Here is a 15,706-nt window from a genome sequence, read left to right as displayed (position 1 = left end):
GTGGTTTTACCATGGTCAACGTGACCAATGGTGCCAACGTTTACGTGCGGTTTGCTCCGCTCGAATTTTTCTTTAGCCATGAGCTAAGTTTCCTTGAATAAAGATCAATTAAAGAACGATGATAACCTAAAAGCGTCATGCTTCTAGGTTATCTATAAACACTTTAGCCTTTACGAGCAGCAATGACTTGCTCAGCTACATTGTTAGGCGCTTCAGCGTATTTTTTGAATTCCATGGAGTATGTGGCGCGACCTTGGGTAGCGGAACGCAGATCGGTTGAGTAACCGAACATTTCTGCCAATGGTACTTCGGCACGAACTTTCTTGCCGCCGATACCATCATCATCCATACCCAGTACGATACCACGGCGACGATTCAGGTCACCCATCACATCACCCATGTAGTCTTCCGGTGTTTCTACTTCAACCGCCATAATTGGCTCCAGTAATACTGGAGAAGCCTTACGCATACCGTCTTTGAATGCCATAGAACCGGCTAATTCAAATGCGATTTGTGAAGAGTCTACATCATGGTAAGAACCGAATGTTAGACGTACACGAATATCCACTACTGGATAGCCAGCCAAAATACCGTTGGTCATGGTATCACGGATACCTTTATCCACAGACGGGATGAATTCGCGTGGAATCACACCACCTTTAATCTCGTCGATGAATTCGTAGTTCACACCACCTGGTTCCAGAGGTTCCATGGTGATTACTACGTGACCATACTGACCTTTACCACCAGACTGTTTCACGTATTTAGCTTCGGATTCCACTGATTTACGAATGGTTTCACGATAAGCCACTTGTGGAGCACCCACATTGGCTTCTACGCCGAATTCGCGTTTCATACGGTCAACAATAATTTCCAGATGCAATTCACCCATACCGGAAATAATGGTCTGACCAGATTCTTCGTCAGTTTTCACGCGGAAAGACGGGTCTTCTTTAGCCAAACGGTTCAGAGCCAGACCCATTTTTTCCTGGTCAGCTTTGGTTTTCGGTTCAACAGCAACGTGAATTACAGGTTCTGGGAATTCCATGCGTTCCAAAATAATCGGCGCATCAGTATCACACAGAGTTTCACCGGTAGTCACATCTTTCAGACCAATCACCGCAGCAATGTCGCCGGCACGAACTTCTTCGATTTCATCGCGGTCGTTCGCTTTCATCTGTACCAGACGACCAATACGTTCTTTGGTGCCTTTCACCGAATTCACTACGGTATCACCGGATTTTACTACGCCGGAATACACACGGATGAAAGTCAGCTGACCAACGTATTTGTCGTTCATCAGCTTGAACGCCAATGCAGAGAATTTCTCATCATCACTGGCTTTACGGCTGTCTTTTTCACCGTCAGGTGTTTCACCTGCAACGGGTGGAATGTCCGTCGGGCTAGGCAGATATTCAACCACAGCGTCCAGCAAACGTTGTACACCCTTGTTCTTAAACGCAGAACCACACAATACTGGCTGAATTTCGCCAGCCAGTGTACGTGCACGCAGTGCAGCAACAATTTCTTCCTCGCTCAGCTCTTCGCCGCCAAGGTATTTTTCCATCAGTTCTTCGTTGGCTTCAGCCGCAGCTTCAACCATTTTTTCGCGCCATTCTTCAGCTACGTCTTTCAGATCAGCCGGAATATCCGCATACTCAAATTTCAGACCCTGAGTAGCATCATCCCATACGATAGCTTGCATTTTCAGCAAATCAACTACGCCTTCAAAGCCATCTTCAGCACCCACCGGAATCACAACCGGTACTGGATTGGCGCGCAGACGGGTTTGCATCTGTTCTACCACGCGGAAGAAGTTAGCGCCCTGACGGTCCATTTTGTTGACGAAAGCCAGACGAGGCACTTTGTATTTATTGGCTTGGCGCCATACGGTTTCAGACTGAGGCTGTACACCACCTACAGCACAGTAAACCATAACTGCACCGTCCAGTACACGCATAGAACGCTCTACCTCAACGGTAAAATCTACGTGCCCCGGGGTATCAATAATATTTAGACGATGTTCTTTAAACTGGCCAGCCATACCTTTCCAGAAAGTAGTTACAGCAGCCGAGGTAATGGTAATACCGCGTTCCTGTTCCTGTTCCATCCAGTCAGTAGTGGCCGCACCGTCATGCACCTCACCCAGTTTGTGAGTCATGCCGGTGTAGAACAGAATACGTTCTGAAGTGGTGGTTTTACCAGCATCAATATGTGCAGAAATACCGATATTACGGTATTGCTCAATAGGGGTTTTACGAGCCACGATAATTGCCTTTCTGCATTAGAAGCGGAAGTGAGAGAAGGCTTTGTTGGCTTCGGCCATACGATGTACTTCCTCACGTTTTTTCAATGCACCGCCGCGGCCTTCTGCCGCATCAATCAATTCACCAGCCAGACGCAAATCCATGGATTTTTCGCCGCGTTTACGAGCCGCATCACGTACCCAGCGCATGGCCAGAGCCAGACGGCGGGCAGGACGAACCTCAACAGGAACTTGATAGTTTGCACCACCGACACGACGGCTTTTTACTTCTACAACCGGTTTGGCGTTGGCAATGGCTTCGTTAAACACTTCAATGGCTTCTTTGCCGGTTTTCTTTTCAATCTGTTCCAGCGCACCATATACAATGCGTTCAGCCACAGATTTTTTACCGTCAATCATCAGCACATTCATGAATTTGGATAATTCGATACTGCCGAATTTCGGATCTGGCAATATGTCACGTTTCGGGACTTCTCTACGTCTTGGCATTTCAATTTCCTTAAACTATTCAGCTGGGATTCACCCACGAATATTTATGTAAATATTCACTTACTCGACAGTTTTCCTGCCGATGCGTCCAATTATTTAGGACGTTTAGCACCGTATTTAGAACGGGACTGTTTGCGGTCTTTAACACCTGCAGTGTCCAGAGAACCACGTACGGTGTGATAACGCACACCCGGCAAGTCTTTTACACGACCACCGCGAATCAGTACTACGCTGTGTTCTTGCAGGTTGTGGCCTTCACCACCGATGTATGAAATCACTTCATATCCGTTGGTCAGACGCACTTTGCATACTTTACGCAGAGCTGAGTTAGGTTTTTTAGGGGTGGTGGTGTATACACGGGTGCATACGCCACGTTTCTGAGGGCAAGCCTCCAGAGCAGGTACTTTGTTGACGTAAACCGGAGCCTGACGTCCTTTGCGTACCAATTGGTTGATAGTAGGCATATTTTCTCTTTATCCTGTTGAGTCAATACATGCCGACACCATGCCGGCAAAGCTGCTATTTTAACACTTGATTTATTACCCAGTCAAGATAATCAAGCTACCGTGCCAATATATCTGCTGGAAAAACAATCATATAAAACCATAAACATAAAACAAACCGCTGAAAATTTTTCAGCGGTTTGTTTTAGCTTTCAGCAGCAATTTTGGTTACTCACCTTTATCTGCCGCTTCAGCCGCCACTTGCTCCTGCCATTTCTGGCGACGGCTACGGTGATAAGTCAGACCGGTACCGGCCGGAATCAAACGACCCACAATTACGTTTTCTTTCAGACCACGTAAATCATCACGTTTACCCATGATGGCAGCTTCCGTCAGAACTCGGGTAGTCTCCTGGAAGGAAGCAGCAGAGATAAATGAATCAGTAGACAACGATGCTTTGGTGATACCCAGCAATACGTTATCGAAACGCACCGGTTCTTTACCTTCTGCCAACAATTTTTCGTTGGCAATCATCACATCACCACGCTCAACCTGCTCACCAGTAATGAAGTGGCTGTCACCGGCATCAGCAATGTTCACACGACGCAGCATCTGGCGAATAATCACTTCGATGTGTTTGTCGGAAATCTTCACACCCTGCAGGCGATATACTTCCTGTACTTCCTGTACGATGTAGCGCGCCAGCGCTTCAATACCCTGCAAACGCAGAATATCGTGTGGATCTACCGCACCATCAACAATGACTTCACCACGATTCACCACCTGACCATCGTGTACCAATACCTGTTTTTCTTTGGAAATCAGGGTTTCGTACGCCACACCATCTGCATCCGTGATAATCAGACGCTGTTTGCCTTTGGTTTCCTTACCAAAGGATACGGTACCGGTTACCTCAGCCAGCATGCCAACATCTTTCGGGGTGCGCGCCTCGAACAACTCGGCCACACGCGGCAGACCACCGGTAATATCACGGGTTTTAGACGAAGCCTGCGGAATACGCGCCAGCACATCACCTTTACCGACTTCCTGTCCTTCACGCACGGTAATCACCGCACCTACCGGGAAGGCCATGGAAACCGCAGTTTCACTACCAGCCATGCGAATTTCTTCGCCTTTTTCATCCAATAGCTTAACGGTTGGACGCAGTAGCTTAGACTGGGTAGAAGAACGACGTTTACCATCAATCACCACCAGTGTAGACAAACCAGTTACATCATCGGTCTGTTTGGCCACAGTTACGCCTTCTTCGATATTTTCGAAGCGTACACGACCGGCAAATTCAGTAATCATCGGACGGGTATGCGGATCCCATGTAGCCAGGGTCTGACCAGCTTTAACTACGCCGCCATCTTTGACCTGCAACAGTGCACCGTAAGGTACTTTATGGCGCTCACGCTCACGACCGATATCATCATGAATCACGATTTCGGATGAACGACCAATAACAACCAGTTCACCTTTATTGTTGGCTACGTAGCGCATCTGGCTTGAGAAACGTACAGTACCGCCGGATTTGGCTTCTACCTGGCTGGCTGCAGCAGCTCGAGATGCCGCACCACCAATGTGGAAGGTACGCATGGTCAGCTGGGTACCCGGTTCACCAATGGATTGCGCCGCAATCACACCGACAGATTCACCGGCATTCACGAGTTTACCGCGTGCCAGATCTCGACCATAACATTTGGCACACAAGCCATGGCGAGTTTTACAGGTAATCGGTGTGCGCACTTTGACTTCATCGACACCGGAATTATCGATTAAATCAACCAGACTTTCGTTCAATAACGTTCCGGCTTCGACTAGCGTTTCGCCACTGGTCGGATCCACAACATCTTCAGCAGTAACACGTCCTAGAACGCGGTCACGCAGGGATTCAATAATATCACCACCCTGCACCACAGCTTTCATCACAAAACCATCACTGGTTCCACAATCATCTTCAACCACCACCAAATCTTGAGTCACGTCGACCAGACGGCGAGTCAGATAACCAGAGTTAGCGGTTTTCAGCGCCGTATCAGCCAGACCCTTACGCGCACCGTGGGTAGAAATAAAGTACTGTAATACGGTCAGGCCTTCGCGGAAGTTGGATGTAATCGGCGTTTCAATAATGGAACCATCTGGTTTCGCCATCAAACCACGCATACCAGATAGCTGTTTAATCTGCGCCGCAGAACCACGGGCACCAGAGTCAGCCATCATGTAGATGGAGTTGAAGGATTCCTGATCAACCAAATTGCCGTCACGGTCAACCACTTTCTGGGTAGACAGATTATCCATCATCGCTTTGGCGATCTTATCACCGGTACGACCCCAGATATCGACAACTTTGTTGTAACGTTCGCCGTTGGTAACCAAACCCTGACGGTACTGGTCTTCAATCTCTTTCACTTCGGCATTGGCTTCAGCCAGCAACTGTGGTTTGCTTTCTGGCACCAGCATGTCATCTACACAGATGGAGATACCAGCACGAGTAGAGAACGCATAACCGGTATACATCAAATGGTCAGCAAAGATGACAGTATCGCGCAAGCCACAGCGACGGAACGAAGCATTAATCAGCTTAGAAATTTCTTTTTTCTTCAGCGTTTTGTTAATGTGTTCGAACGACAGGCCTTTAGGCAAAATTTCTGACAGCAACGCACGACCAACGGTGGTTTCGTAGCGATTTACCACGGGCACAAACTCATCCTGACCGTTTTTCACCCATTCGCGCAGACGAACGGTAATTTTGGTTCCGAGCTCAACCTGACGGGTCTGATAAGCACGATGAACTTCTTTCACATCGGCAAAAAGGCTACCTTCACCTTTGCCGTTAATTTTGTCGCGGGTCATGTAGTACAGACCCAAGACGATATCCTGTGACGGGACAATAATCGGGTCACCATTGGCTGGTGACAACACGTTATTAGAAGCCAGCATCAGAGTGCGTGCTTCCATTTGCGCTTCCAGACTCAATGGTACGTGTACCGCCATCTGGTCACCGTCAAAGTCAGCATTGAACGCAGTACAAACCAATGGATGCAGCTGGATAGCCTTACCTTCAATCAGAATCGGTTCAAACGCCTGAATACCCAGACGGTGCAAGGTTGGTGCACGGTTAAGCAATATTGGATGTTCACGAATCACATCTTCGAGAATATCCCATACAATCGGTTCTTCCTGTTCCACCATCTTTTTGGCTTTTTTGATGGTAGTGACAGTTGGGTCAAGTTGTTCCAGTTTGTGGAAAATAAATGGTTTGAACAGCTCCAAAGCCATTTTTTTCGGCAGACCACACTGGTGTAGACGCAGGTACGGACCTACTGTAATTACAGAACGGCCGGAATAATCCACACGTTTACCCAGCAAGTTTTGACGGAAACGACCGCCCTTACCTTTAATCATGTCGGCCAGTGATTTCAACGGACGCTTATTGGCTCCGGTCATGGCTTTACCACGACGACCATTATCCAATAGTGAATCAACCGCTTCTTGCAGCATACGTTTTTCATTGCGTACGATGATGTCTGGTGCACGCAATTCAAGCAAACGTTTCAAACGGTTATTACGGTTGATGACACGGCGATACAGATCATTCAAGTCAGAAGTAGCAAAACGACCACCATCCAGCGGTACCAGCGGACGCAGATCCGGTGGCAATACCGGCAACACGTCCATAATCATCCATTCCAGCTTCATGCCGGAACGCTGGAAGGCTTCCAGTACTTTCAAACGTTTAGCGATTTTTTTGATTTTGGTATCAGAACTGGTGGATTCCAGTTCCTGCCGTAATACCGTCACTTCATGCGCAATATCCATAGCGCGCAACAGGTCACGGATACCTTCAGCACCCATTTTGGCTTCGAAATCACCGCCAAACTCTTCATATTTGCTGATGTACTCTTCTTCACTGAGCAGTTGACGCGGTTGCAATGAAGTCAAGCCCGGGTCTGTAACCACATAAGCTTCAAAATACAGAATGCGTTCAATATCACGCAACGTCATATCCAGCACCATGCCCAAGCGGGATGGCAACGATTTCAGAAACCAGATATGCGCTACGGGTGCAGCCAATTCGATATGTCCCATGCGCTCGCGACGCACTTTGGACAAGGTTACTTCCACGCCACATTTTTCACAGGTTACCCCGCGGAATTTCAACCGTTTGTATTTACCACACAAACACTCATAATCTTTGATCGGGCCGAAAATTTTGGCACAGAAGAGACCATCACGTTCTGGCTTGAACGTACGGTAGTTAATCGTTTCCGGCTTTTTCACTTCACCGTACGACCAAGAACGAATGGTATCCGGCGATGCAATACCGATTTTGATCGCGTCAAATTCTTCTTCGGCACTGGCATTTTGCAGCGGATTAAATAAGTCTGATAAAGCTTTCATATTTGCTCCTGACGATGCCGCATGCAGTAGCAGCTACTGCATGCGACCGGTGTCGGTTAATAACGTTCCAAATCCATATCCAAGCCCAAAGAGCGAATTTCCTTCAACAACACATTGAAAGATTCCGGCATACCGGCATCGATTTTGTATTCGCCTTTAACAATGTTTTCGTACATTTTGGTGCGACCATTCACGTCATCTGATTTCACAGTTAACATTTCCTGCAGGGTATAAGCGGCACCATAAGCTTCCAGTGCCCATACCTCCATCTCACCAAAACGCTGACCACCAAACTGAGCTTTACCACCCAGCGGCTGTTGTGTCACCAGACTGTACGGACCAGTTGAACGGGCATGCATTTTTTCATCCACCAAATGGTGCAGTTTGAGGTAATGCATCACACCCACGGTGACCTTACGGTCAAAAGCTTCACCAGTACGACCATCGTACAGGGTCATCTGCGTGCGGGTATCGTTAAAGCCCAGTTTCTGGATTTCCGGATCGTCTTCAGGATAGGCCAGTGCCAGCATGTTTTTGATTTCGGATTCTTCCGCACCATCAAATACAGGGGTGGCTACAGTCATCCCTTTACGCAGATGTTGAGCCAGATTGATGATTTCTTCATCATTAAACTGAGACAAATCTTCTTTCTTACCACTGCTGTTGTATACCTTCTCAAGGAAAGCACGAACTTCATCAGCAGCACGTTTTTCGGTCAGCATGCGGTCGATGCGTTCACCGATACCTTTGGCAGCCCAACCTAAATGCACTTCCAGAATCTGACCAATGTTCATACGGCTTGGTACACCCAGTGGATTCAGCACAATGTCCACTGAACGGCCGTCAGCCATATACGGCATGTCTTCAACTGGCAGAATGCGAGATACCACACCTTTATTACCGTGACGACCGGCCATCTTGTCACCAGCTTTCAGGCGGCGTTTGATGGCGATAAATACCTTAACCATCTTCTGCACACCCGGTTGCAGTTCATCACCTTGCGTCAGTTTTTTCTTCTTGATTTCGTATTGGGCATCTGATTCTTCGTGTTTGGCCTGCAAACTTTCTTTAATCAGTTCTACCTGTTTGGCGATGCTTTCATCGCTTAGACGAATATCAAACCAGTCATGGCGACTAGGCAATGAGGCTAGGTAGTCTTTAGTCACTTCACTACCTTTAGCCAGCTTCAGCGGACCACCATTTACTTTCTGACCCAAAATTAAGCGTTCGATACGGTCAAAAGCATCGTCATTGAAAATACGCAACTGGTCAGTCAGGTTCTGGCGATAGCGTTTGAGCTCAGCATCAATAATGGCTTTAGCACGTTTATCGCGTTCAATGCCTTCACGGGTAAATACCTGCACGTCAATCACGGTACCGCTCATACCGGTAGGCATACGCAGCGAAGTATCTTTAACATCACTGGCTTTTTCACCAAAAATGGCACGCAGCAGTTTTTCTTCTGGTGTCAGCTGGGTTTCACCTTTAGGTGTCACTTTACCCACCAGTACGTCACCGGCTTCGACTTCAGCGCCGATGTACACAATACCGGATTCATCCAGACGATTCTGCATACGTTCGGATAAATTCGGAATATCACGGGTAATTTCTTCAGCACCCAGCTTGGTGTCACGTGATACCACATTCAATTCTTCAATATGAATAGAAGTATAGCGGTCACCAGCTACCACCCGTTCTGAAATCAGAATCGAGTCTTCATAGTTGTAACCATTCCAAGGCATGAAGGCGATGGTCATGTTCTGACCCAGTGCCAATTCGCCCAAATCGGTTGATGCCCCGTCGGCAATCACATCACCACGGGCAATCACGTCGCCTTTCTGTACGGCCGGACGCTGGTTAATGTTGGTTGACTGGTTAGAACGGGTGAATTTCACCAGATTGTAAATATCCACACCCACTTCACCAGCAGTGGCTTCGTCGTCGTTAACGCGTACTACCACACGGTTGGCATCAACGTATTCAACGACACCACCACGGCTGGCGGCAATAGCAGTCGCACTGTCAATCGCAACAGAGCGCTCAATACCGGTACCCACCAATGGTTTTTCTGCCCGCAGACAAGGAACTGCCTGACGTTGCATGTTGGCACCCATCAAGGCACGGTTCGCGTCATCGTGCTCCAGGAATGGAATCAATGAAGCTGCCACGGAAACTACCTGCCCTGTCGCCACGTCCATATATTGTACGCGGTCAGGGGTGGCCATAATGGTTTCACCTTTTTCACGACAGGTAACCAGATCACCAATAATGCGACCTTCATTATCTAAATCAGCATTGGCCTGAGCAATAACAAAACGACCTTCTTCGATAGCAGACAGGTAGTCAATATCATTAGTTACTTTACCATCCACAACGCGACGATAAGGGGTTTCCAAGAAACCGTATTTATTGGTACGCGCATAGACAGCCAGAGAGTTAATCAAGCCAATGTTCGGACCTTCCGGTGTTTCAATCGGACACACGCGGCCATAATGAGTCGGATGTACGTCACGTACTTCAAAGCCGGCACGTTCACGCGTCAGACCACCCGGACCCAGTGCAGAAACACGGCGCTTATGCGTAATTTCAGACAGTGGATTGGTCTGATCCATAAACTGGGATAACTGGCTGGATCCAAAAAATTCTTTTATCGCAGCAGATACAGGCTTAGCGTTAATCAAATCGTGCGGCATCAGATTTTCGGATTCAGCCTGATTCAAACGCTCTTTTACAGCTCGTTCTACACGTGACAGACCACTGCGAAACTGATTTTCGGCCAGCTCGCCAACGGAGCGCACACGACGATTACCCAGATGATCGATATCATCGACTTCACCATGACCATTGCGCAGTTCAACCAACGTGGCAATGACTGAAACGATATCCGGAACAGTCAGCACATGATTGCCTTCTTTATCGGCATCAGCAAAAGTCTGTGTCATCAGACGGCCATACCAGGATTCTTGTTGTGCTTCCAGCAGTTTCTGCTGATAAGTACGGGTATTGAATTTCATCCGGCCGACACGAGATAAATCATAACTGTCTTCGTTGAAGAACAAACGGTTAAATAATGCTTCAACGGCATCTTCGGTTGGCGGTTCACCAGGCCGCATCATGCGGTAAATGGCAATGCGTGCAGCCTGCTGCCCATCGGTTTCATCCGTACGCAGAGTATTGGATACATAGCCCCCCTGATCCAGATCATTGATATAGAGAGTAGAAATTTCCTTAACTCCTTGAATATCAAACTGAGCCAGTAATTCTTCAGTGATTTCATCGTTGGTTTTGGCTAGCACTTCTCCAGTATCCGGCACGATGACATCTGTAGCCAGCACCTTACCTATCAGGCTTTCTGGTTCAACTTCTAACCATTTAATATCAGCGGCAACAATATCACGAATATTTTTAGCATTGATGCGTTTGCCTTTCTGCACCAATACTTTGCCATCTTTGTCGACTAAATCAAATTTAGCAGTTTCACCTTTTAGACGAGATGGAATCAAATTAGTATGCACGCCATCTTTAGACAGATGGTAGCTTTCACGATCATAGAACATGTTTAGAATCTGTTCTGGCGTGAAACCCAATGCTTTAAGCAAAATCGTTACCGGCATCTTGCGACGACGGTCGATACGGAAATACAGCAGGTCTTTTGGATCGAATTCAAAATCTAACCATGAACCACGGTAAGGAATAATTCGAGCTGAAAACAGTAACTTACCGGACGAATGTGATTTACCACGGTCGTGCTCAAAGAATACCCCAGGCGAACGGTGCAACTGTGACACAATCACACGCTCAGTACCATTGATGATGAACGAACCACTCGGTGTCATCAATGGTATTTCACCCATGTAAACTTCATTTTCACGTACTTCTTTTACGACATTCGGTTTAGATGACTCTTTGTCCAAGATAACTAGACGGATACGAGCTCGTAATGGAGCAGCATAGGTAATACCGCGTAATTGACATTCAGGAATATCAAATAATGGCTCGCCTAAAACATAATGCGTGAATTCAAGACGTGCGTAACCGTTATGACTGATAATCGGAAAAATAGACTGGAATGCCGCCTGAAGACCCATGTCGGCGCGTTGGTCAAAAGGCGTTTCCATCTGCAAAAACTGTGTATAAGAATCCAACTGCGTAGCCAATAAAAACGGCACTTCCAATACATTGGCGCGTTTGGCAAAGCTTTTACGGATGCGTTTTTTTTCAGTAAAAGAGTAGGACATGAACAGTCTCCAGTAGGGAGGTTTGGCAAGTAAGGTTTTATAAATACTCAGGCAATTAGCCAAACTAACAAGGTAAAATTAAGTAAATAATGGCTATTTATGTAAATATTTATAAAATTTCACTTTAGGTAGACAAGCGAAAGCAGGCTGGTAGCCTAAGCTACCAGCCTGTAAAGCACAACTGAAATTACTTAATTTCGACAGAAGCGCCGGCTTCTTCCAGTTGTTTTTTGATATCGTCAGCTTCAGCCTGAGATACACCTTCTTTAAGGGTTTTAGGTGCGCCATCTACCAAGTCTTTAGCTTCTTTCAGACCCAAGCCAGTGATGGCACGAACCACTTTAATCACGCCAACTTTTTGTGCACCAGCAGAAGTCAATACTACATCAAATTCAGTTTTTTCTTCAGCGGCAGCAGCACCACCGGCAGCACCGCCACCAGCAACAGCCAAAGCAGCTGCAGATACACCAAATTTTTCTTCAAAAGCTTTAACCAGGTCGTTCAATTCCATTACGGTCAGGTTACCAACTGCTTCCAGGATGTCTTCTTTAGTAATAGCCATGCTATTAAACTCCAATAATTGAGAATGTAAATTTAAATATATAGAGGATGAAAATTATGCAGCTTCTTCGCCGGTTTTTTTCTCGGCCAAAGCAGCCAGTGCACGGGCAAAGCCAGAAACAGGTGCTTGCATAATACCCAGCAATTTGGCCAGCAATTCGTCGCGGCTCGGTATAGAAGCAAGCTCTGCTACCTGAGCAACGTCCAGCAAGTCACCATTATATGAACCTGCTTTCAATACGATTTTTTCATCTTTTTTTGAGAACTGGTGCAGTACTTTTGCAGCAGCTACCGGGTCTTCAGAAACCGCATAAACCAACGGACCAACCATCTGGTCAGCTAATCCGGCAAATGAAGTACCTTCTACAGCGCGACGAGCCAATGTATTTTTCAATACATGCAGATATACACCTGCTTTACGGGCATTGGCACGCAGTTCGGTCATGCTGGCAACACTGATACCACGATACTCGGCAATAACCATAGTTTGAGCGTTAGCAATGGCTGCTACGATTTCGGCTACGGCTGCTTGCTTGGTTTCAATATTGAGACTCAAGGTCTACCTCCCACTGTTTTTAAACAGAGTAATACGCGTATTACTCCACCCAGCGCGGCAACCCAAAAAGACATCCGTAAGCACACTTACTTAAGATTATCTGGGACTACCGTCTGCGTAGGGTACATTTTTAAAATCTATACAATTTGCACAGATTCCCTACGGTCTTGGACATCTACTTATTTCTAAGTAGCCCGACATATAAATGCATACCATTTATATGAATTTAGATGGCAGCCTAAAATTGATTCAGACTGCCAATAACTATATATTTACTGCTTAATTAGTTACAGAAGCACTGTCAACACGCAGGCCAGCACCCATAGTGCTAGAAACTGCAATTTTACGCAGATATTGACCTTTAGCTGCTGCCGGTTTAGCTTTTACAATAGCATCTAGCAATGCATTAAAGTTTTCACGCAAATCAGCAGCTTCGAAAGAAGCACGTCCAATAGTAGCATGCACAATACCTGCTTTATCAGTACGATACTGCACCTGACCAGCTTTAGCATTTTTCACTGCTTCGGCCACATTCGGGGTAACAGTACCTACTTTAGGATTCGGCATCAGGCCACGAGGACCTAGAATGGTACCCAGCTGACCAACTACACGCATGGCATCTGGTGAAGCAATTACCACATCAAAATTCAGATTACCCGCTTTAACTTCAGCAGCCAAATCATCAAAGCCTACTACGTCAGCACCAGCTGCCTTAGCTGCTTCAGCATTAGCACCTTGAGTGAATACCGCAACGCGCACGGTTTTACCGGTACCTTTAGGTAATACCACTGAACCACGGATTACCTGATCAGATTTACGAGCATCCACGCCCAGATTAAAGGATACATCAATAGATTCATCAAATTTAGCAGTAGCATTGGCTTTAACCAGATTCAATGCTTCATCAATGGCGTACAATTTGTTGGTTTCTACAGCAGCACGGATAGCCTGCATACGTTTAGAAAGTTTTGCCATTTACACACCCTCCACATCTAAACCCATTGAACGGGCGCTACCAGCGATGGTGCGTACCGCTGCGTCCAAATCAGCAGCAGTTAAATCAGGTTCTTTAGCCTTAGCAATTTCTTCCAGCTGAGCACGAGTTACCTTACCCACTTTTTGTGTTAGAGGGTTAGAGCTGCCTTTTTGCAATCCAGCTGCTTTTTTCAGCAAAATAGATGCCGGCGGGGTTTTCATCACGAAGGTAAATGATTTATCTGCAAAAGCAGTAATCACTACCGGAACCGGCAAGCCAGGTTCTACATTCTGCGTAGCTGCATTGAATGCTTTACAGAATTCCATGATATTCAGGCCGCGCTGACCCAAAGCCGGGCCAACCGGAGGAGATGGATTGGCTTTACCTGCAGGAATCTGCAGTTTGATGTAGCCTACAATTTTTTTTGCCACTTGTTTAAACTCCAAATAAACGGGTATGACGCAGTTAATACTGCTCCCCAAAAGCAAGACCCGTGATTATAAAGAAAATTTCTTTCCCTTACAAGCACAGGTTTATTCGTGTTGTATTTTTTACAGTTAAATTTTTTCTACTTGAGAAAATTCCAATTCTACTGGTGTTTCACGACCGAATATCTGTACAGCAACGCGCAATTTATTGCGTTCGTAATTAACTTCTTCGACGACACCATTAAAGTCTTTAAATGGACCTTCATTGACGCGTACCTGCTGACCCACATCAAATAAAACTTTAGGTTTCGGTTTTTCTACACCACTTTGTACCTGATGGAGAATAGCATCAACTTCGCGAGCAGATATAGGCAAAGGTTTATTAGCGGTACCACCAATAAATCCAGTAACGCGCGGGGTATTTTTGACCAGATGCCATGAAGCATCAGTCATGTCCATTTCGACCAGAACGTAACCAGGGAAAAATTTACGCTCAGTAATACTGCGGCGCCCATTTTTTATATCTACTACCTCTTCAACCGGCACCAGTATCTGACCAAAATAATCACCCATTCCTTCACGTTCTATCCGTTCTTTCAGGGTTTTCTGAACATTTTTTTCAAAACCGGAATAAGCGTGTACTACATACCACTGTTTTGCCATGTTTAACTCCTCTTCATAAAGATGTCGAACAACAACCATGAAATCAGGCTGTCAACACCCCAAATAAATAAAGACAAGACAGCTACAAATATCAGTACAAACAGGGTCATGCGCAATGCTTCATTGCGCTCAGGCCATACTACTTTTCTGGCTTCTGACACACAATCGCGCACATAGGCAGTCAGTTCACGACCGCCCGTACTCCAGAAAAATACGATTACAATGGCCGCTACTACGCCGATTAAAGGAAATAAATAACGAATGTAAAGCGGTAATTGCGCATCCAAAGTATAGAATGCCAGAATACCTGCAGCAATCAGTATGGCTGAAAAGGTGTATTTAAGAAAATCAAAACGTTTATTACGCTTGATTTCCAGTTGCTGTTGTTGCTTAGCTTCAGCTTTTAATTGTGCTTTGGTTTTGGCTCCCACATCTTTCGATGTTTTGTTGTCCATACAACCACCTTTTTATTAATACAAAAAAGACTAACCGACCTATGGCCGATTAGTCTGTTTTTTGGCAGGCCAGGAGGGTCTCGAACCCCCAACCCTCGGTTTTGGAGACCGATACTCTACCAATTGAGCTACTGGCCTACAAAACTTTAAGCGATAACTTTAGCAACCACACCGGCACCAACTGTTCGGCCACCTTCACGAATCGCAAAGCGCAAGCCTTCTTCCAT

At 46.3% G+C, this 15,706-nt stretch carries 11 protein-coding genes, 1 tRNA gene and 2 pseudogenes; all 14 read right to left on the bottom strand.

All coding sequences use genetic code 11. The features are described 5' to 3' along the window. Positions 1 to 80, bottom strand: a pseudogene (locus J3U67_RS08425) (elongation factor Tu); the annotation flags it as partial. Between the two features lie 83 nt (positions 81 to 163). After that, the gene (fusA, locus tag J3U67_RS08420) at positions 164 to 2,266 is read right to left on the bottom strand and encodes an elongation factor G (RefSeq protein WP_100140806.1); all 2,103 of its coding nucleotides are present in this window, start codon (positions 2,264 to 2,266) and stop codon (positions 164 to 166) included. Between the two features lie 18 nt (positions 2,267 to 2,284). Continuing rightward, positions 2,285 to 2,755, bottom strand: a complete 471-nt coding sequence (gene rpsG / locus J3U67_RS08415; protein WP_025329901.1) for a 30S ribosomal protein S7 — start codon at positions 2,753 to 2,755, stop codon at positions 2,285 to 2,287. Between the two features lie 92 nt (positions 2,756 to 2,847). Then, the gene (rpsL, locus tag J3U67_RS08410) at positions 2,848 to 3,219 is read right to left on the bottom strand and encodes a 30S ribosomal protein S12 (protein WP_025329900.1); all 372 of its coding nucleotides are present in this window, start codon (positions 3,217 to 3,219) and stop codon (positions 2,848 to 2,850) included. 207 nt (positions 3,220 to 3,426) lie between these two features. Continuing rightward, positions 3,427 to 7,602, bottom strand: a complete 4,176-nt coding sequence (rpoC, locus tag J3U67_RS08405) for a DNA-directed RNA polymerase subunit beta' (protein ID WP_267391672.1) — start codon at positions 7,600 to 7,602, stop codon at positions 3,427 to 3,429. Positions 7,603 to 7,658: 56 nt separating this feature from the next. Beyond that, entirely contained in the window at positions 7,659 to 11,840 is a 4,182-nt protein-coding gene (rpoB, locus tag J3U67_RS08400; protein ID WP_267391671.1) for a DNA-directed RNA polymerase subunit beta, read from the bottom strand. Positions 11,841 to 12,027: 187 nt separating this feature from the next. After that, positions 12,028 to 12,402, bottom strand: coding sequence for a 50S ribosomal protein L7/L12 (rplL, locus tag J3U67_RS08395; protein WP_100140809.1), 375 nt, complete (start codon positions 12,400 to 12,402; stop codon positions 12,028 to 12,030). A 54-nt stretch (positions 12,403 to 12,456) separates the two neighbouring features. Further along, positions 12,457 to 12,957, bottom strand: coding sequence for a 50S ribosomal protein L10 (gene rplJ, locus J3U67_RS08390; protein ID WP_267391670.1), 501 nt, complete (start codon positions 12,955 to 12,957; stop codon positions 12,457 to 12,459). Positions 12,958 to 13,236: 279 nt separating this feature from the next. Further along, complete coding sequence (rplA, locus tag J3U67_RS08385) at positions 13,237 to 13,932, bottom strand: 50S ribosomal protein L1 (RefSeq protein ID WP_100140811.1); 696 nt, start codon at positions 13,930 to 13,932, stop codon at positions 13,237 to 13,239. Next, a complete protein-coding gene (gene rplK, locus J3U67_RS08380) occupies positions 13,933 to 14,364 on the bottom strand; it encodes a 50S ribosomal protein L11 (protein WP_037406890.1) in 432 nt (143 codons plus the stop codon). Between the two features lie 126 nt (positions 14,365 to 14,490). Beyond that, complete coding sequence (gene nusG, locus J3U67_RS08375) at positions 14,491 to 15,024, bottom strand: transcription termination/antitermination protein NusG (protein WP_100140812.1); 534 nt, start codon at positions 15,022 to 15,024, stop codon at positions 14,491 to 14,493. A 2-nt stretch (positions 15,025 to 15,026) separates the two neighbouring features. After that, a complete protein-coding gene (gene secE, locus J3U67_RS08370; RefSeq protein ID WP_100140813.1) occupies positions 15,027 to 15,479 on the bottom strand; it encodes a preprotein translocase subunit SecE in 453 nt (150 codons plus the stop codon). 62 nt (positions 15,480 to 15,541) lie between these two features. Continuing rightward, a tRNA-Trp gene (locus J3U67_RS08365) sits at positions 15,542 to 15,617 on the bottom strand. Positions 15,618 to 15,625: 8 nt separating this feature from the next. Beyond that, positions 15,626 to 15,706, bottom strand: a pseudogene (locus J3U67_RS08360) (elongation factor Tu); the annotation flags it as partial.

The sequence above is a fragment of the Snodgrassella sp. B3837 genome, from assembly GCF_026535955.1.
Taxonomy (GTDB): Bacteria; Pseudomonadota; Gammaproteobacteria; order Burkholderiales; family Neisseriaceae; genus Snodgrassella; species Snodgrassella alvi_E.
This window is presented reverse-complemented; position numbering and strand designations above follow the sequence as displayed.